Source organism: Mycolicibacterium austroafricanum, assembly GCF_902705885.1.
Taxonomy (GTDB): Bacteria; Actinomycetota; Actinomycetes; order Mycobacteriales; family Mycobacteriaceae; genus Mycobacterium; species Mycobacterium vanbaalenii_A.
In genome coordinates this window covers 24,857-42,659 of the sequence record NZ_CACSIP010000004.1, presented here as the reverse complement: position 1 = coordinate 42,659, position 17,803 = coordinate 24,857, and the positions used below count along the sequence as shown (strand labels likewise).

Here is a 17,803-nt window from a genome sequence, read left to right as displayed (position 1 = left end):
TTCCGGCATGGCTGTCGACCGGCGCGAACTCGCCGCGGTGTTTGTCGGGGGCGCGCTGGGTGCGCTGTCTCGCGCAGCGTTCGAGACGCTGGCGGCCCCGGACCCGGGACGCTGGCCGTGGCCGACTTTCGTGGTCAACATCGTCGGCGCGTTCCTGCTCGGGTACTTCACCACTCGCCTGTTGGAGCGGCTGCCCCTGTCCAGCTACCGCCGACCACTGCTGGGCACGGGATTGTGCGGCGGCCTGACCACCTTCTCGACGATGCAGGTGGAGACGATCGCGATGATCGAGCACGGGCACCATGCCTTGGCCGTCAGCTACACGGTCGTGAGCATCTCGGTTGGTCTGATCGCCGTTTATGTCGCCACCATGCTGGTTCGGCGGGTCCGGGTGCGTCGATCATGAGCGTCCTGGTCTGGAGCAGCGTGCTGGTGCTCGGCGGCCTCGGCGCGGTGGCACGATTTCTGGTGGACCGAACCGTCGCGCGTCGCACCGCCGGATCGTTTCCGTTCGGCACCCTGGTGGTCAACCTCAGCGGCGCACTGGTGCTCGGTTTCCTGACCGGTTTGGCACTGCCGCCGGAGGTGGCTCTGCTGGCCGGCACCGCGCTGATCGGCTCCTACACCACGTTCTCGACCTGGATGCTGGAGACGCAGCGACTCGGGGAGGCACGCCAGGTCAAGTACGCGGCGGCCAACATCTTCCTCAGCGTCGTGCTGGGGTTGGCGGCCGCGGCGACCGGGATGTGGCTGGGGATGGCGCTGTGAACGAGAACTGTCTGAAGCTGACCGCCTACTTCGGTGAGCGCCAGCGCACCGATGGGCAGTTCCTCGCCGAGGCGCTGCTGGAGCTCTACGGTCGCGAGCGGGTGGCGACCAGCATCATGCTGCGGGGCACAGGTGGTTTTGGACCACGTCACCTGTTACGCACCGACAGCTCCCTGAGCCTGTCCGAGGATCCGCCGGTGGCCGTGGCGGCCGTCGACACCGACACCAAGATCTCGGGCCTGCTGGATGCGGTCGTCGACCTCACGCCACGTGGTCTGGTGACGGTCGAACGGGCGCGGCTGATCGAGGCGGACCAGGATGGGGCGGTCGAAGACGTCGTCATCCCCGCGGCGGTGGGCGACGCGGTCAAGCTGACGGTGTACGTCGGCCGGCAGGAACACGTGGGCCGGACACCGGCTTACCTGGCTGTCTGCGATCTGCTTTTCCGGCACGGCCTCCACGGAGCCTCGGCCTTTCTGGGCGTGGACGGCACCGCCCACGGACGTCGCCACCGGGCCCGGTTCTTCGGGCGCAACGTCGATGTCCCGATGATGATCATCGCCGTCGGCGACACCGCCGTCGTGGAACGGGCGGCGTGTGAACTCGGAGGCATCCTCGGCCGAGCGCTGATGACGGTCGAGCGGGTTCGGGTGTGCAAGCGTGACGGCGCGCTGCTCTGCCGGCCCGATGTCCTTCCCAGCACCGACGCCCACGGCCGGCCCCTGCATCAGAAGCTGATGGTGTACACGTCGGAGGACTCGCTCACCGACGGGGTGCCCGTCCATCGGGCACTGGTCCGGAGGTTACGCGAATCACAAAGCGCCGGCGGCGCAACGGCTTTGCGCGGCATGTGGGGTTTTCACGGAGCCGAGCCGCCCCACGGCGACCGATTCCTGCAGCTGAGCCGACGGGTGCCGGTCACGACCATCGTGGTGGACACCCCCGACAGCATCGCGCGCAGTTTCGACATCGTCGACGCGGTGACACAGAAGCACGGATTGGTGACCAGCGAGATGGTGCCGGCGCGGATCTCGATCGACGAGGACAGCCCACAGCGGCCCGTCGAGTTGGCCCGATATGACTACTGAGCACCGGCCAGGGTAAGCGTAGCCTACCTTTACCTCGGGGTGTAACGTCCCACCGCATGGAAACGTCAACCCCGGAAGCCGTCAGCGCGGCACTCGAGGAGATCCTGCGCGACGATCTGAATGTCGACACCAGTCGGATGACTCGCGAGTCACGGCTGATCGACGACGTGGGGCTGGACTCGGTCGCGTTCGCGGTGGGCATGGTGGCCATCGAGGACAAGATCGGCGTGGCGCTGTCCGAAGAGGACCTGCTGACCTGTGACACGGTCGGTGACCTGGAGCAGGCCATCCTGGCGAAGGTGCCGGCCGGCCGGTGAGCATGCTCGCGACCGCGCTGTCGCGCGCGATGACGGACTCGACGAACGACCTGGTGGTGCTCGACCGCGCCAGCGGACAGTGGGCCCGGCACCCGTGGCAGGAGGTGCACACCCGCGCCGAGAACATCGCCGCGCGCCTCCTGGACGGACCAGGCGGCGCCGTCGGCCTCGTCGGAGAGCCCACGGTGGAGTTCGTCGCGGCGATCCAGGGGGCATGGCTGGCAGGCCGTGCACTATCGATCCTTCCCGGACCCATCCGCGGCGCCGAGGAGAGCCAATGGGCCCGTGCCACCGCGGAGCGATTCGCCGGAATCGGCGTCACCCAGGTGTTCAGCCTGGAGCCCCACCTGAATCTGCTGCGCGACAACGGTTCCGGCCTCACGGTCCACGACGTCGCCTCGGTCGGCCACGCACAACGCTCCGCGACGTTCGCCCGGCAGGAGACACCCGAGGGCACCCCGGCGGTCCTGCAGGGCACCGCAGGATCCACCGGAACACCGCGCACCGCCATGCTGTCGCCCGAGGCGGTCCAGAACAACGTCACGGGACTCTGGCAGCACGTCCGGGTGGACTCCGCCGAGGACGTCGGGTGCACCTGGCTGCCGCTCTACCACGATATGGGCTTGACGTTCCTGTTGACGAGCGTTCTCGCCGGCGCCGAAACGTGGCTGGCCCCCACGGCGGCCTTCGCGGCCTCACCGTTCCGGTGGCTCAGCTGGCTCTCGGAGAGCCGCGCAACCATCACCGCCGCACCCAATTTCGCCTACTCGGTGCTCGGCAAGTACGCCCGCCGGGTGTCCGACGTCGACCTCGGCGCCCTCAGGTTCGCCCTCAACGGTGGTGAACCCGTCGACTGCGCAGGCTTCGATCTGTTCCTGACCGAGATGGCACGCTTCGGCCTCGACCCGCATGCCGCGGCGCCCTCCTACGGACTGGCCGAATCCACCTGTGCGGTCACCGCGCCGCGCCCGGGTACCGGTTTGGAGTTCGACGAGATCGTCGATCCGACAACCGATTCGGTCAGCCGCCACGCCGTTCTCGGCAAAACGATTCCCGGAATGGAGTTGCGGATCTCCCCGACCGAGCACACACAGAGTTCCCGGCACGGGAGCGCGGAGATCGGCGAGGTCGAGATCCGGGGCACCTCGATGATGTCGGGCTACCTCGGGCAGGCGGCACAGGTGCCCGGCGAGTGGTTCCGCACCGGGGACCTCGGCTACTTGACCGATGCCGGGCTGGTGGTGTGCGGACGGATCAAAGAACTGATCACCGTGGCCGGACGCAATCTGTTTCCCAGCGAAGTCGAACGCGTCGCCGCCCAGGTGCGCGGGGTGCGTGACGGCGCCGTCGTCGCGGTCGGTACCGACGGCGACTCGGCACGCCAGGGTCTGATCGTCGCCGCCGAGTTCCGCGGCCCCGACGAGGCCGGGGCGCGAGCCGATCTGGTGCAGCGGGTGGCCTCGCAGTGCGGTGTGGTGCCCGCCGAGGTGGTGTTCCTCGCGCCCGGGTCGCTGCCGCGTACCTCGTCGGGCAAGCTCCGCCGACTCGAAGTCAGACAGAACCTGCAGGCGGTGCGCGCGTGACCGCGTCGACAGGTACCGGCATCGACGACTACCGCGAGCTGCTCGACGACGTCTTCGGCGAGAGGATCACCACCTGGACTGCCGCAGCCGAGGTTTCAGAGCGCTTCCCCCGCAAGCTGATCGAACATCTGGGCAGCAGCGGGGTGTTTCGCAGCAAGTGGGGGCCTGCCGGTGTTCAGCACCCCGACGTCGCCAAGCTGAACGAACTTGCGTTCAGGCTCGGCCGTCTCGGGTCGGCGGGCATCGGCGTCGGCGTGAGCCTGCACGATTCGGCGATCGCCATCCTGCGCCGGTTCGGCAAGTCCGATCACCTCAAGACCATCTGCGAGCAGGCCGTCGACGGCCAGACCGTGCTGTGCATCGGGGCCTCCGAGGAGTCGGGGGGTTCTGACCTGCAGATCGTCGAGACCGAAGTGCGCTCCGCCCGAGAAGGTTTCGAGATCCGCGGGATCAAGAAGTTCGTCTCCCTCTCGCCGATCGCCGACCACATCATGGTCGTGGCCCGGGGCGTCGACAACGACCCCGGCAGCAGGCACGGAAACGTCCTGGTGATCGCGGTGCCCACCAAGCAGGTTGAGGTGCAGGCGCCGTACCGCAAGGTGGGCGCCGGTCCGCTCGACACCGCAGCCGTGCACATCGACACCTGGGTTCCCGCCGACCATCTGGTGGCCAGGGCCGGCACCGGGCTTGCGGCGATCTCGTGGGGTCTGGCCCACGAACGGATGTCCATCGCCGGTCAGGTGGCGTCGTCGTGTCAACGGGTGCTCGGTGTGACCCATGCCCGGATGCTGCAGCGCCGCCAATTCGGCGCGACGCTGTTCGAGCACCAGGCTCTGCGCATGCGGATGGCCGACCTGCAGGCGCGGGTGGATCTGTTGCGGCACGGCCTCAACGGCATTGCCGCACAGGGCCGTCTGGATCTGCGAGCCGCGGCCGCGGTCAAGGTCACGGCCGCACGGCTGGGTGAAGAGGTGCTCTCCGAGTGCATGCACATCTTCGGCGGCGCCGGCTACCTCGTCGACGAGACCCCGCTGGGCCGGTGGTGGCGCGACATGAAGCTTGCCCGGGTGGGCGGCGGCACCGACGAGGTGCTGTGGGAGTTGGTGGCCGCCGCGATGAAACCCGACATCGATGGGTATGCCGAGCTGATCGGGCCGCCCGCCTGACCCGCGAAATACCATTCCGGGCTGTGATTTTTGCCAGATCACGACCAGGAATGATATTTCGCGGACAGGGGCGCCGGCGGCTAGCGCGCTGCCGGGATGTCTTCGGGGGTACGAGGCAACGCGTAGAGCGCCATCCTGCGGTTGGCCATGTCGTGCTCACCGAGAAACGCACACGTGGCAAATTCGCACACCCGGCGCGCGCTGGTGTTGCGGTGGTCCGGGTCGAACATGATTCGGCGGCAGCGGGGTTCGACCTCGAACAGGCTGGCCACCAGCTTGGGGAACAACAGCGGCACCAGGCCGCGGTTGACCAGCTTGAGGTCGGCGACCGCCGCGTGCAGACCGAGGTCATGTGGGTCGGCATCATAGCGCGCCGCGATGGAATCCTTTGCTGCGCGATAGATCTCGATGTAGGCCACCTCACGGCCCCGGAAACTGCCGATGAACGGTCGCGAGTATTCGCCGTCGACCTGGGCCTGCAGGTAGCGTCGCCAGCGCTGCGGCGGCCACGGATACTCCCAGGCCTCGACCAGGTGTGGACGATTCATCCACTCCGACACCAATTCCGCGTCGGCATCGGGATCGGCGAGCCGTAACCCGTACGGTTCGTCGACGGGTGGTGTCGGCGGGCCGGGCACCGCCCGGACTTCGTCGGGTATCGAGGTGAGCTCGCGCGGGAGGACAGGTCTGAGGGCCTCGTCGATGTCGGTCATTTGACCGAGCAGCCTACCCGAGATGATTAGGGCAGGGTTACCTTCATTGCGCGCTCACGATGTGAGCAGCAGCCCACCCGCGCCGACGAGCGCGGCGACCTTGACCACCTCCAGGCCCACGTACCACAGGTGGGCGTGTGACCGCGGTCCCTGCCCGCCGGCCAGTACGGCATCGGAGCGCCTGCTCAGCGCCGGCCGCACCGCGACCAGTTGGACCAGCAGCGCCACCCCGGCGATCACCGCCGCGACCGCCGCCCCCGGGGTCGGGGGCTGCACCAGCAATGCGACGGCGACCGCGGCCGCCAGCACCAACTCGCACCCGTTGAGCGCGCGGAACACCAGTCGCCCGATACCGAGACCGATCTGCAGGGTCACGTTCGGGGCGCGGAACTTCAGCGGGGCTTCGAGAAACGAGATCGCCAGGACCATCCCGAGCCAGATCAGCACAGCCGCGGTCGCGACAGCGCAGGCAGGATGCACGGACGCCAGCCTACGGTGACATCGTGGAGAGGTGGACGTCGATCGGGTCGCCGAACTGCAGCGCTGGGAGGATGCCGGAGCCCTGTGGCGGGTGGTGTCGCGGACCTCGGGTGCGGTGACGGTGGCGCTGTTGACCTGTGACGGCGGCGAGGAGGTGGGTCGGTTCACCACCGACGACCGCCGGTTGCTGGAGTACGTCGGCCGGCGCGAGGGCAGCGACGGCTAGCCGCACCGCCGAGCGCAATCCGTCGTCAGGCCGCGGCGGCGTGCTGGTCTTTGCGACCGAACGGCAGCACATGCATGACGGCGACCACGAGCAACCCGACTACGAGGCCGATGACCGCCGAGGCCGCCGTGTTGACCAGCCAGGCCAGCGCTGCGCCGACGCCCGCGACGTGGTGGACGTATCCCTCGACGTGGTGGACCAGGCCGTAGGGCGTGTGCCAACCGAGTTCGTCGGATCCGACGAGCAGAATGTGTCCGCCGACCCACAGCATCGCCACGGTGCCGATGACAGACAGCGCGGACAGCAGCTTGGGCATGCCGGCGACCAGGGCGCGGCCGATCCGCTTGGCGAGCTCCGATGACCGCTGGGCGAGTCGCAGGCCGACGTCGTCCATTTTCACGATGCCGGCGACGATGCCGTACACCACCAGCGTGATCACCACGGCGACCACCAACAGGATGAGCAGCCGCGGCACAAACGATTGATCGGCGACCTCGTTGAGAGCGATCACCATGATCTCGGCGGACAGGATGAAGTCGGTGCGGATAGCGCCGGTCACCATGTGCTTCTCGGCGTCGGCACCCAGTGCGGCGACGGGCGCTTTGTGCGCGTCGTGACCGCGGACCTTCCCCCAGACCTTCTCGGCACCCTCGAAACACAGGTACGTGGCACCCAGCATCAGAATCGGGGTCAGCAACCAGGGCACGAACTGACTGAGCAGCAATGCCGCCGGCAGGATGAAAACGACCTTGTTGCGCAGCGATCCGATCGCAATGCGCTTGATGATCGGTAGCTCACGTTCGGCGGCCAGTCCGTGGACGTACTGCGGTGTCACCGCGGTGTCGTCGATGACGACCCCTGCGGCCTTCGCCGTCGCGCGCCCTGCGGCCGCGCCGATGTCGTCGACCGAGGCCGCGGCCAGCCGCGCCAACACCGCGACGTCATCGAGGAGCGCGAACAACCCCGCGCTCACGGCGTCACCGTGATCGGTTCTGCGGCCATGACATCGAAGATTACCTGCAGCGCACCGGCCGGGCGGGCCGCGGCCGATCCCCCGAAGTTTCGGTCACCAACCGCTCGGGTACCTGCCGGGGAAGATCCCGAGAGCAGGCGCGCAACGATGTCACCACCACCGACGGTGGAACCTCACGGCCTGATGGACCTCGGTGACCGATCAGCGATGGGACGACGACTCATGCCAACCTCGCCACCGGCGGTGCTGTTCGACGTGGACGGCACCCTCGTCGACTCCAACTACCTGCATGTCTGGGCCTGGCTGCGCGCCTTCGACGCCGAGGGGCTACCCGTCGACGCGTGGCGCATCCACCGCTGCATCGGCATGGACGGCACCACACTGGTGCGTACGCTCTCCGGCGACGCCGGCGAGGGAGTACTCGAGCGTCTCAAGAAGGGGCACAGCGAGTTCTACGAACAGAGTGCACACCTGTTGGGTCCGCTTCCCGGCGCCAGAGACCTGCTGCGCGCGGTCGCGGACCGAGGACTGCAGGTGGTCTTGGCGACCTCGGCGCCTGAGGACGAATTGGCGATGCTGCGCAAGGTGCTCGATTGTGATGACATCGTCGCCGCGGTCACGTCGTCGAAGGATGTGGAGACCGCCAAGCCCAAGCCCGACATCGTCCAGGTGGCGCTGGACCGGGCGTCAGCAACAGCAGACGACGCGGTGTTCGTCGGCGACGCCGTGTGGGACTGCGAAGCGGCTGCCCGGGTGAAGGTCCCGTCGATCGGGCTGCTCAGCGGTGGCACCTCGCGAGCGGAGTTGCTCGACGCCGGTGCATCGGCGGTATTCGAGGATGCGGGCGACCTGCTGGGCAAGCTGGACTCGACCCGGATCGGCGCGTTGTCCGGCCACTCCACCGGGTGACACCGGTCCTTTCGCGACCTACGGGGGCGTTCAGCTCGTTTTCGGCGTGCTCGGCGCCACGATTGAGCAGCGCCGGCGCAGATTTACGGGGTGGTTTGCCGGCTTGTCCCCGCGGCGTTACCGGAAAGCCGCGCCGGTGCCCCTATGCTGGACCTCGGCATCGACAATGGAGGCGTCCTGACTATCCGTTCATCGTTGATGGTTGTCGTGTTGTTGATGGTTGTCGTGTGACATTCCGGCCGGCCGATGCGACGACGCCGGTATGGGCCCTCGGCCACGTCGGCGACGACGCAGTCACCGGACCGGTCGACACCGTTGACGACGACATGCCCCAGGTCGTGGCCGACACCATCACCGATCTGCTGCACACGCCCCGTGCCAGGGGCTGGATCCACTTCTATTCGGCGGCCACGGCGATCGTGGCGGGGCTGGCACTCGTGCCCGTCGCGTGGATCACCGTCTCGCCGAAGGCCGGCTGGGCCACGCTGATCTACGCCGTCGGCATCGTGGCGATGTTCGGTATCAGCGCGGCCTACCACCGGGTGCAGTGGCGCTCTGCGGCGGCGACGAAATGGATGATGCGGATCGACCATTCGGTGATCTTCGTGTTCATCGCGGCCAGCTACACCCCCTTTGCGGTGCTGGCGATGCCGCCGCGCACCGGTGCCGAAGCCCTGACGATGGTGTGGGCCGGTGCCGCCGCTGGCGTCGCGCTCAAGATGTGCTGGCCGTCGGCCCCCCGTTGGGTCGGCTTGCCCCTCTACCTGCTGCTCGGCTACTCCGCGATCTGGTTCGCCGGAACGCTGGTGGACGGCGCCGGGTGGGGTGTGGTCGCGCTGCTGGTCCTCGGGGGCGTGCTCTACAACATCGGCGCGATCTGCTACGGCCTGCGCTGGCCGAACCCGTGGCCGAGCACGTTCGGCCACCACGAGTTCTTCCATGCGTTCACCGCCGCGGCGGCGCTGTGCCACTACTTCGCGGCCTGGGGCCTGATCGTCTAGTCGAAGAGGTCATGACGACGCCGGCTTCACGGTCGCGACCTCGGTGAGACCACTGATGGTCAGGACCGACAGCAGGATCGGGTTGACCACGATGTAGATCCCGTCGGCGTGGTCGAACAGAACGCCGATGGCACCGCTGTCCAGGTAGTCGACGCCGCTGAGATCGACACCGAGCTGCCGGTCGGTGGCGGCCCTGCGGGCCTCGGCCACGGCCGCGGAGAACGCGGCGACATTGCTCAAGTCGACTTCGCCGATCACCCGGACCACCAACGAGCCGTCGTCACTGCTGTCGGTGGACAGGCTCAGCGGTGTGACCATCAAACAATCCTCGTGTGCATGTGGACAGTGGTGCCGCCGACATCCGGTTCGATCGTGACATCATGCATCAACCCCTTCATCAGTGTGATGCCCCGGCCGCGATGCACGGCGGCCACCGGGGGTTTCCACGATCCGGTGTCGACCACGGTGACGTGCAACCGGTCCGCCACAGCGGTCGCGCGTAAAGTCACCCTGCCCCGGTCGAGGTGACGGTGGCCGTGCTCGATCGCGTTGGCGAGCGCCTCGCCCGTGGCGATCAGCACGTCGAGCGTCTGCTCGGCGTTGACACCCGCCCGGGTCAACCACCCGCGCAGAGCCGCACGGCTGGACGCAAGCACTTCGACGTCGGCGGCGAGATCCATCTCCAGCGGTGCCGGCTGGCGATACAGCAGCAGGGCCACGTCGTCCTGATAGCCGCCACCGGGCGCCAGCTGCGTCATGATCAGTTTCGCCAGATCATCGAGTGTGGCAGCAGCGTTGTGTGCCATCACCTCGGCAGCGCGTCCGATGCCGTCGTCGAGCGCCTCGCGTCGCCGCTCGACCAGTCCGTCGGTGTAGAGCAGCAGCGTGGCGCGCGGTGGCATCGTCGTCTGCGCTTCCGGCCGGACCCGGTCGTCAGCCAGCCCCAGCGGCGTGGCGGCGGCGCCGTCGAGCAGGACGGGGGCGTGGCCGGGCCGGACCAGGATCGGCGGCGGATGTCCCGCACCGGAGTACACCAGCTCCCCCGTGTCGGGGTGGAGCACCGCGCAGAACGCCGTGGTGCATCGTGCTCCGGACAGTCGGCTCGCGAACCGGTCCATGGCCGACAGGGCCGCCGCGGGGCCAGGGGTCTCCAACAGCAGCGCGCGGAAGGCGCTGCGGAGTTGGCCCATCACCGTCGCCGCCGCCAGGCCGTGGCCCACGCAGTCGCCGACGATCAGGCCGATTCGGCCGTCGTCCAGGTCGACCACGTCGTACCAGTCGCCGCCGACCTGCAGCGGGCGGGTGGCCGGTTGGTAGCGCACCGCGAACCCGGCGGGCACCGCGGGCCCGAGGATCGCGTGCTGCAGGGCCAGCGCCGTCTCCCGCTGCTGGTCGACTCGATGGATTCGCTGCAGCCCCTGGCCGAGACGCCCCCCGAGCACGGTGAGCAGCGCGAGCTCCTCGGAGGTGAAGGGCCGCGGCTCTCTGAGTTGCAGATGCACCACCAGTACCCCCTTGGGGTGCGGTACGGCGATACCGGTGGTACCCGGGCCCCGGTGGTCGGGCACCAGCAGATCGCCGTCGCACAGTGCGGTGATCGCCTGCCGGGTGCGCGCGGGCAGCGCGTCCCAGCCCGCCGACTCGGCGCCGGCACAGACGAGGTGCGGGACGGGGGAACCGGCGGCGGCATGGGTGGGGAAGACTGCGACGTCCACCCGTTCGGCGTCCCAGACCCCGCGCAACGCCTCGGCCGCCCCGAGGACCGCGTCGTCGACGGTGGTGGCCTGGACGAGCCGCTCGTTGAGCGCCGCCAGCGCGGTCTCGCGCTGTCCGGCGTACCGCTCTGCGGTGACGTCGCGCATGGTCCCGACCGTGACTCGGCGGCCGGTGTCGGGATCAGCGGTGTGGTTGAAGTTCGCGCTCACCCAGCGGCGACGGCCGTCCCGATGGATGACGGGGATGTCCCGCAGGCTTCCCTTCGGCTGCTCGAGCAGCCGGTCGAGCGCTTCCACCGCCCGCCGGTGGGCCGCGGAATCGCTGTCGCGCGGAGGCCACCACGGGAAAGGCGGTTCATAGGGCAGCCCGTCGGTGTCGAAGCCGAGGATCTCGGTGAACGCCGCGTTGATCTCGATGACCGCGCCGTGCTCGTCGCAGACGAAAAATCCCTCCTGCAGCGATTCGACCAGCGCGGTACGCCACCGCGCATGGTGATTGCGCAGCCGCGCGAGCTCGACGTTGGCGCGCACCCGCGCAAGCAGTTCCGCCGCAGCGAACGGCTTGACGAGATAGTCGTCGGCGCCGGCCTGCAGACCACCGATGGACGCCTCCTGACCCGCACGGGCGGACAGCAACAACACCGGCACGGCGGAGGTGCGGCGGTCGGCGCGCAGGGCGGCGACCAACTCCAGGCCGTCCAACCGCGGCATCATCACATCGCTGATCACGATGTCGGGCGGGCTGTCGCGGATCGCATCCAACGCCTGCCGGCCGTCGCCCACGGCATCGACCGCATAGCCGTCTGCACGTAGCAGACGAGCCAGATAGTCGCGCATGTCGGCGTTGTCATCGGCGATCAGCACCCGCGCCGGATGCTCTGCGGCGCCGACTGCCGGGCGGGCGGGCGGCGGGGGCGCGACGTCAGCCCGTTCAGCGTCGGCAGGCATCCAGCGCAGCGCCTCCTGCACATACGTCTCCGCAGTGGTGCCCGCTCTGCCCACCAGCGGAGTCGCTACGACCGCATCCGGGGGCAGATGCGCCACGCCGAACGGCAGCCGGACGGTGAACGTGGTGCCCACCCCTTCGGCGCTCTCCGCGGCGATGGTGCCGCCGTGCAGCGCCACCAGCTCCTGGACCAGCGCCAGCCCGATGCCACTTCCCTCATTCGACCGTGCCCGCGCGTTCTCGATCCGGTGGAACCGCTCGAACAGCCGGGGTATCTCCGCGGCGGGCACGCCGATCCCGGTGTCGGCGAACGTGATCACCGCCTCGTCTGCCTCACGCCGCACCCCGACCGAGATGGTGCCCTCGAAGGTGAACTTCAACGCATTCGACAGCAGGTTGAAGACCACCTTCTCCCACATGTCGCGGTCCAGGTACACCGGCTGGTCCAGTGACGGGCAGTCGACCACCAGCGCCAGCCCGGCCCGGTCCACGGCCGAACGGAACACGCTGGCCAGTTCGGCGGTGGTGGCGCCGACATCGACCGGTTCGTAGCGCGCCTGCGTGCGCCCGGCTTCGATGCGGGAGAACTCGAGCAGGGTGTTGACGAGCTTGGTGAGACGAAGGCCGTTGCGCCACACCACATCGAGTTCCCGGCGGGTCCGGTCGCCGACGTCCTCGGCCTGCCGGAGTTCGGCCACCGGGTCGAGGATCAATGTCAACGGAGTACGGAATTCGTGGCTGATGTTGGAGAAGAACGCCGTCTTCGCCCGGTCCAGCTCGGCGAGTTCGTCGGCCCGCCGCTGCTGGACCCGGTAACTGCGAGCCAGACCGAGTCCGGCCGCGATATGACCGGCGACCAGGGTGACGAACCCGCGGTACGCGTCGTCGAGGGGGCGGTACCGGTTCAGCGCGGCCACCAGGAACCCACTGGGCGAGCCGCCCTGCTGCAGCAGCGGTACCACCAGCGCCTCCATCGGCGCTTCGGGCCAGTCCCCGCTCGGCACCCCGACGTACTCCGGCGTGTCGAGGTCCACCAGCACGGTTTCCCCGCGCGCCGCGGCCTGCATCGGCCACAACGCCTCGCCCGTCGCGGACTGGGTCGGCGGGGCTGCCGGATGCCCGCGGACGAGCCCGGTGGCGCCGGCCAGGACCGCATCCCCCACGTCGTCGAACAGGTAGGTCAGCGTGAAGGGCAGGTCCGCCAGGTTCTGGCTCAGCTGGCGATCGGAGAAATTGAGGATCTCACTTTCGTTGCGCACCACGCTGGGGTCGGATCCCAGGTCCCGCAGCGTGGCCATCCGCCGCTCCCCGATCACCTGCTGGGTGTCCTCGCTGACCACGCACAGCATGCCGACGACCTGTTCGTCGTCGTCGCGCAGCGGACTGTACGAGAAGGTGTGGTAGGTCTCCTCGGGATATCCGGAGCGCTGCAGGAACAGCAGCAGCGACGTGTCCCAGGTGGCCTCTCCGGTGGACAGCACCTGGTTGATGCGCGGCTCGATGTCCTTCCAGATCTCCGCCCACACCTCCCGGGCGGGACGGCCGAGCGCCCAGGGGTACTTCTGTCCCAGGGTGTCGCGGCGATAGGCGTCGTTGCAGAAGAACGTCAGGTCAGGGCCCCACGCCATCCACATCGGAAACCGGGAGGAGAGCAGGATGCTGACGGCTGTCTGAAGACTTTGCGGCCAGCCCTGGGGTGGACCGAGCGCAGTGGCGGCCCAGTCGACCTGCGCGTGGTCGCGGCCGACGTCACCGCCTGATGCGAACAACGCAGCCGAGGCGGCGCTGGCTGAATCCACGTCAGCCACCGTCGATCGCGGCGCCGACCGACGGGTAGGGCCGGATCACGGAGTCGAGCTTGGTGATCTGCAGGGGCCGCACCACCATCGGGTTGACGGCTACCACCCGCACCGCCACACCGTCGGCCGCACCGCGCTCGTGGCAGGCCAGCACGGCGTTCAGCCCCGCGCTGCCGAAGTAGCTCAGGTCTTCGAGTTCGATGACCAATTTCTTGGCCGAATGGGTTGCGGCGACGTCGAGGGCGGCCTGCAGCGAGGTCTGGAACGCGTCGACGGTCACCGAATCGACGTGCCCACCGGCAGACACCACCACCGCCGCATCACAAACCTCCTGCCGTACATCCAGTCCCACGTGCGCATCCTCTTGTCACCGTCACTCTCGGCGGGTTACCCGATCAGTGTCCCGGACACACCCCTGCATTCCTCGGCCCGCGCTATGTGCAGCTGCGACCGGGAACCCGCTCGTGGGCAGTGAGCAGTAGATGATCGAACTGCCCGCGCAGATTCTGCGGATCGAAGCTGAGGTTTCCGAGTTCGGCGACGATCTGGGTCGCCAGCAGGCGCAGCTTGGTGTTCGAATGCTGCGAACGCCACTGCAGGAGTTCGAACGCCTCGTCGGCATCGATGCGATAGACCAGCATGAGCGCCCCCTTCGCCTGCTCGATGGCCGCCCGCGCGTCGAAGACGTCTGACAGCGTGCCGGTGAGCGCCTCCTGGCGTACCTGCTCGAAGTTCAGGGTCAGGTCGACGTAATAACCGTCGGTGCCGATCACCGCTCCGCTGCCGTCGACCATCCGATCGGCCAGCACGATCACGGTGTGCTCGGCCCCGCCGGTGTCGATGAAGCGGTGCCGGCTGGAGAACGACCCGTCGAAATGCAGGGCATGGTCGAGCAGGTCCTGCACCGGGCGGCGGTCGTCGGGGTGTTTGTGCGACAGCAGCAACTCGGTGGTCGGGGTGACGGTCCCCGGTTCGTATCCGTGCATGCGCGCGACTTCGTCCGACCACTCCCACCGCTGACCGACGAACCAGAAGCGGAAACCGCCGACCCGCAGTCGCTGGAGTCCGTCACCGGAAGCGTCCGGTTCGGGGTTTGACGTGTCCGACACCCGCTCATCTTGACATCGTGCTGGTCATCGCAGGTGTTTTCGCGAACCCAATCGGCGAGGTAGGCGTTTGGCGGTGCCGCTGCGGGGTATCGCGCCGACATGACTTCTTTGTGGCTGACGGGGCGCGCGGATTCCTCTTCTCGACCCGATGTTCCCCAGAGCGCCGACGTGGTGGTGGTCGGCGCCGGCATCACCGGCCTGACCACCGCGGCCCTGTTGGCCAGGGCCGGCAAGCGCGTCGTGGTGCTGGAGGCCCGCTACGTCGGGGCCGGCGCGACGGGCAACACCACCGGGAAGGTGAGCCTGCTGCAGGGCACCAAGCTGTCCCGGATCGCGGCCAAACATGGCGACGACGTGTTGCGCGCGTACGCCACCGGGAACAAAGAGGGCCAGGACTGGCTGCTGCGGTACTGCGACGAGCACGGCCTGGACGTGCAGCACCAGGATGCCTTCAGCTACGCCCAATCACCCGACGGTGTCAGCACCGCCGAAGACGAACTCGCCGCCGGTCGTGCGGCGGGCCTCGATGTCAGCTGGTGCGCCGATGCCGACGTTCCGTTCCCCTATTGCGGTGGTGTCCGCCTTGCCGATCAGGCGCAGATCGACCCGGTGCCACTGCTGCAGAGCCTCGCGGCCGAGCTGGAAAGCCACGGCGGCTCGATCATCTGCGGTGCCCGGGTGCATTCGGTGTCGGGTCGCGGCCCGGTGCGTGTCGACGTGCGGGTGTCGACCGATGATGCGCGCCGTCCCCGGAAGGTCCGCATCGCCGCGCAGCGGTGCATCCTCGCCACCGGCATACCGATCCTCGACCGGGGCGGGTTCTTCGCGCGGGTCAAACCCGAGCGCTCCTACTGCCTGGCTTTCGACGTGCCCGGCGACGTGACCCGACCGATGTTCCTGTCGGTCGATTCCCCGACGCGCTCGCTGCGCTACGCACCGAGCGCCGGCGGTGACAAACTCGTCGTCGGTGGCGCCGGACACACCGTCGGCCGCGCCGACTCGCCGTCCCGCAGCATCGAGGAACTGACCCGCTGGACCCGACTCCACTACCCCGGCGCCGTGCAGACCCATTTCTGGTCTGCGCAGGACTACACCCCTGTCGACGAGCTTCCCTACGTCGGACCGATCCTGCCGGGCAGCGAAAGCATCTATGTGGCAACAGGGTTCGACAAATGGGGGATGACGAACGGCATTGCTGCGGCACTGGCGCTGACCAGCCGGATACTGGGCGGCCGAATGGACTGGTCTGCCGCCTTCGCCAGCTGGCGGACCGGCGAACTGGCGGGGGTACCCACGGCGCTGCAGGCCAATCTGGAGGTCGGGTTCAACCTGGCGAAAGGCTGGGTGAGTCCGTGGCTCAGCCGTTCTGAGCTGTCCGACGACGGGGGCGCGGTCAGTGGTCCGCCATGGCGTATGCATGCCGACAGCGTCGTCGACGGTGTCGCGCACACCACGTCGCCGGTGTGCCCGCACCTCGGTGGCGTGGTGCGATGGAACGACGCCGATCAGGCCTGGGAATGTCCGTTGCACGGCTCGCGCTTCGCGCCCGACGGCGAGCTGCTGGAGGGCCCGGCCACCCGGGGACTGACGCCCTCGGCCGAGAAGATGAGCGGCTGACTCGACGGCGGGAGCCTAGAGAACGGGTCGGTCGCGGTAGGTGGCTTCACCGCAGTCGGGCACCGGGCTCATCGCCGACTGCAGTCCGGGTACATCTTGCTGTTGTGGGGGAAATCCGATGACTAACCTTCCTGGTCGGCGGTCTCGAGGTCGCGGCGTTCCGCGAGAGACGCCAACCTCCAGGTACATTCGCGATTCCTGGGCCACGCCGCAGCGAGCCCGACCGAATCGGGCAGCCATTTCAGCGGCACGCCGGCAGGGACCTCCGCCATCTCGATCCGGCATCCGGTGGGGGTCGGGGAAAGCCGCATCGTGATCCGTGCGGCACCGAACGGCCTGGTCTTGGCCAGCAGCACGAGTTCTTCGAGCGGCGTGCACTTCTCGACGGTGGTGGTGTCGTTGATGACCAGTGGCCACAGGCCGATGGAATGGTGGATCTGACTCCCCGGTGCCGGCCAGTCCCGGTCCACCGCCCGCATCCTGCTGTTGCCCACCACCCATTGGCTGTAGGTCCAGCCGTCGGCGAGCAGGTCCCAGACCCGTTGCACCGAAGCCGACGTCTCCCGGGTCACCGTCAACGAGTTCTGCGCTTCGGAGGTCATCGCTGCGCCATTCCCGCGTAGCGTCCTTCACGGCTGCTGCGGTACGCCAGGCGCCTGAGCCGAAGCAACCATTCCGGCCACAGCTGCACCCCCTCGGCGCTGTTGCGCACCGGATCGAACGCGATGTCGTCGTCCGGGCCTTCGGCCGCCGGGAGGATCTCGGTGAGTCGCAGCCGGGCCAACGACTGGTAGGGCGCCGCGCCACAGGCCTGTTCGATGTCGAACTGCAGGCCGCCGCGTCCGATGGCGTCGACGACGGTGTCCAGGGACAGCCCGGGCGTGCTCCCCGGCGAGGTGAGGCGGGCACGGATCCACCACAGCTGGTCGTGGTAGCTCACGGGCATCAGGCTGGAGTACAGCGCGTCGGACCAGGAGGTGACCGGCCGCAGCAGCATCCGGTTGGGCAGGATCGACGCATCACCCACCCCCGCGGTAACCAGCAGGACGTCCCACGGGCAGGCGCCGGGCGCGGCAGGCGGCATCCGCCACGCCACACCGGCCGCGTCGGGCAAACTGCCCGGGACACCGACCGCTTTGGACACCCTGCCCACCACGGGCCCCGACTCGACGGGCAACCCCTCGCCGGGGCCACTGACTCGCTCGATGGCGCCATTGGCCAGCACTCCCGCCGGATGGAACAACCGGCGATGACGGATCGCAGCACCCAATTCGAACGGCGCGCCGACGATTTCGGAAGCTCTCATGCGCGACGTATACCGCTGCGGTCCAAGATCAAACCGAACGGGCTTGAATTTGACTGTTTCGCCTGGTGGTGAAGCATTTTGTCGCTA

Annotated in this window: 19 protein-coding genes; 10 read left to right on the top strand and 9 right to left on the bottom strand. The window is 68.5% G+C overall.

Annotated elements, in window-relative coordinates:
- Positions 1–7 precede the first annotated feature (7 nt).
- Genes crcB (BEMPMBAN_RS04440) through mbtN form a run of 6 tightly spaced genes read left to right on the top strand, consistent with a single transcriptional unit; the run spans position 8 to position 4,922 of the window.
- Positions 8–406: a fluoride efflux transporter CrcB gene (gene crcB / locus BEMPMBAN_RS04440; protein ID WP_159229183.1), complete on the top strand. Its 399-nt coding sequence runs from the start codon at positions 8–10 to the stop codon at positions 404–406.
- Positions 403–768, top strand: a complete 366-nt coding sequence (gene crcB, locus BEMPMBAN_RS04435; RefSeq protein WP_159229182.1) for a fluoride efflux transporter CrcB — start codon at positions 403–405, stop codon at positions 766–768. Before crcB (BEMPMBAN_RS04440) ends, crcB (BEMPMBAN_RS04435) begins: the two co-directional genes overlap by 4 nt.
- Positions 765–1,856, top strand: a complete 1,092-nt coding sequence (locus BEMPMBAN_RS04430; protein ID WP_159229181.1) for a putative PII-like signaling protein — start codon at positions 765–767, stop codon at positions 1,854–1,856. Before crcB (BEMPMBAN_RS04435) ends, BEMPMBAN_RS04430 begins: the two co-directional genes overlap by 4 nt.
- Positions 1,853–2,173, top strand: coding sequence for an acyl carrier protein (locus BEMPMBAN_RS04425; protein WP_272952212.1), 321 nt, complete (start codon positions 1,853–1,855; stop codon positions 2,171–2,173). Before BEMPMBAN_RS04430 ends, BEMPMBAN_RS04425 begins: the two co-directional genes overlap by 4 nt.
- On the top strand, positions 2,170–3,756 hold the full coding sequence (mbtM, locus tag BEMPMBAN_RS04420) for a long-chain-fatty acid--ACP ligase MbtM (RefSeq protein ID WP_159229179.1): 1,587 nt from the start codon (positions 2,170–2,172) through the stop codon (positions 3,754–3,756). Before BEMPMBAN_RS04425 ends, mbtM begins: the two co-directional genes overlap by 4 nt.
- Positions 3,753–4,922, top strand: a complete 1,170-nt coding sequence (gene mbtN / locus BEMPMBAN_RS04415) for a mycobactin biosynthesis acyl-ACP dehydrogenase MbtN (RefSeq protein ID WP_159229178.1) — start codon at positions 3,753–3,755, stop codon at positions 4,920–4,922. Before mbtM ends, mbtN begins: the two co-directional genes overlap by 4 nt.
- A gap of 80 nt (positions 4,923–5,002) precedes the next feature.
- On the opposite strand, the gene BEMPMBAN_RS04410 is transcribed toward mbtN, so the two are convergent.
- Together BEMPMBAN_RS04410 and BEMPMBAN_RS04405 are read right to left on the bottom strand one after the other, a co-directional pair.
- Positions 5,003–5,635 carry a GNAT family N-acetyltransferase gene (locus tag BEMPMBAN_RS04410; protein ID WP_159229177.1) on the bottom strand — a complete coding sequence of 211 codons (633 nt, stop codon included), beginning with the start codon at positions 5,633–5,635 and terminating at the stop codon, positions 5,003–5,005.
- A gap of 54 nt (positions 5,636–5,689) precedes the next feature.
- The gene (locus BEMPMBAN_RS04405) at positions 5,690–6,115 is read right to left on the bottom strand and encodes a hypothetical protein (protein WP_425294927.1); all 426 of its coding nucleotides are present in this window, start codon (positions 6,113–6,115) and stop codon (positions 5,690–5,692) included.
- A gap of 31 nt (positions 6,116–6,146) precedes the next feature.
- On the opposite strand from BEMPMBAN_RS04405, the gene BEMPMBAN_RS04400 reads away from it, so the two are divergent.
- Positions 6,147–6,341, top strand: a complete 195-nt coding sequence (locus BEMPMBAN_RS04400; RefSeq protein ID WP_159229176.1) for a hypothetical protein — start codon at positions 6,147–6,149, stop codon at positions 6,339–6,341.
- 25 nt (positions 6,342–6,366) lie between these two features.
- On the opposite strand, the gene BEMPMBAN_RS04395 is transcribed toward BEMPMBAN_RS04400, so the two are convergent.
- The gene (locus BEMPMBAN_RS04395) at positions 6,367–7,314 is read right to left on the bottom strand and encodes a DUF808 domain-containing protein (RefSeq protein ID WP_159229175.1); all 948 of its coding nucleotides are present in this window, start codon (positions 7,312–7,314) and stop codon (positions 6,367–6,369) included.
- Positions 7,315–7,536: 222 nt separating this feature from the next.
- Here BEMPMBAN_RS04395 and BEMPMBAN_RS04390 point away from each other — a divergent pair, with 222 nt between their 5' ends.
- Positions 7,537–8,223 carry an HAD family hydrolase gene (locus BEMPMBAN_RS04390; RefSeq protein ID WP_159229174.1) on the top strand — a complete coding sequence of 229 codons (687 nt, stop codon included), beginning with the start codon at positions 7,537–7,539 and terminating at the stop codon, positions 8,221–8,223.
- Between the two features lie 326 nt (positions 8,224–8,549).
- A complete protein-coding gene (gene trhA, locus BEMPMBAN_RS04385; protein ID WP_159229251.1) occupies positions 8,550–9,224 on the top strand; it encodes a PAQR family membrane homeostasis protein TrhA in 675 nt (224 codons plus the stop codon).
- Positions 9,225–9,233: 9 nt separating this feature from the next.
- On the opposite strand, the gene BEMPMBAN_RS04380 is transcribed toward trhA, so the two are convergent.
- The 4 genes from BEMPMBAN_RS04380 to BEMPMBAN_RS04365 all read right to left on the bottom strand — a co-directional run bounded on the left by BEMPMBAN_RS04380 (position 9,234) and on the right by BEMPMBAN_RS04365 (position 14,793).
- Positions 9,234–9,542 carry an STAS domain-containing protein gene (locus BEMPMBAN_RS04380; protein WP_159229173.1) on the bottom strand — a complete coding sequence of 103 codons (309 nt, stop codon included), beginning with the start codon at positions 9,540–9,542 and terminating at the stop codon, positions 9,234–9,236.
- Positions 9,542–13,684 carry a SpoIIE family protein phosphatase gene (locus BEMPMBAN_RS04375; protein WP_159229172.1) on the bottom strand — a complete coding sequence of 1,381 codons (4,143 nt, stop codon included), beginning with the start codon at positions 13,682–13,684 and terminating at the stop codon, positions 9,542–9,544. The genes BEMPMBAN_RS04380 and BEMPMBAN_RS04375 overlap by 1 nt, the downstream gene beginning before the upstream one ends.
- 1 nt (position 13,685) lies before the next feature.
- A complete protein-coding gene (locus BEMPMBAN_RS04370) occupies positions 13,686–14,036 on the bottom strand; it encodes an anti-sigma factor antagonist (protein WP_159229171.1) in 351 nt (116 codons plus the stop codon).
- 82 nt (positions 14,037–14,118) lie between these two features.
- Positions 14,119–14,793: a PAS and ANTAR domain-containing protein gene (locus BEMPMBAN_RS04365; RefSeq protein WP_234897287.1), complete on the bottom strand. Its 675-nt coding sequence runs from the start codon at positions 14,791–14,793 to the stop codon at positions 14,119–14,121.
- Between the two features lie 99 nt (positions 14,794–14,892).
- Here BEMPMBAN_RS04365 and BEMPMBAN_RS04360 point away from each other — a divergent pair, with 99 nt between their 5' ends.
- Positions 14,893–16,410, top strand: a complete 1,518-nt coding sequence (locus tag BEMPMBAN_RS04360) for an FAD-dependent oxidoreductase (protein ID WP_159229170.1) — start codon at positions 14,893–14,895, stop codon at positions 16,408–16,410.
- Positions 16,411–16,532: 122 nt separating this feature from the next.
- Here the strand turns inward: BEMPMBAN_RS04360 and BEMPMBAN_RS04355 are convergent, their stop codons facing one another.
- Both BEMPMBAN_RS04355 and BEMPMBAN_RS04350 read right to left on the bottom strand, forming a co-directional pair.
- Entirely contained in the window at positions 16,533–17,012 is a 480-nt protein-coding gene (locus tag BEMPMBAN_RS04355; RefSeq protein ID WP_159229169.1) for an SRPBCC family protein, read from the bottom strand.
- A complete protein-coding gene (locus BEMPMBAN_RS04350; protein ID WP_159229168.1) occupies positions 17,009–17,716 on the bottom strand; it encodes a phosphodiesterase in 708 nt (235 codons plus the stop codon). Before BEMPMBAN_RS04350 ends, BEMPMBAN_RS04355 begins: the two co-directional genes overlap by 4 nt.
- Positions 17,717–17,803: the final 87 nt, after the last annotated feature.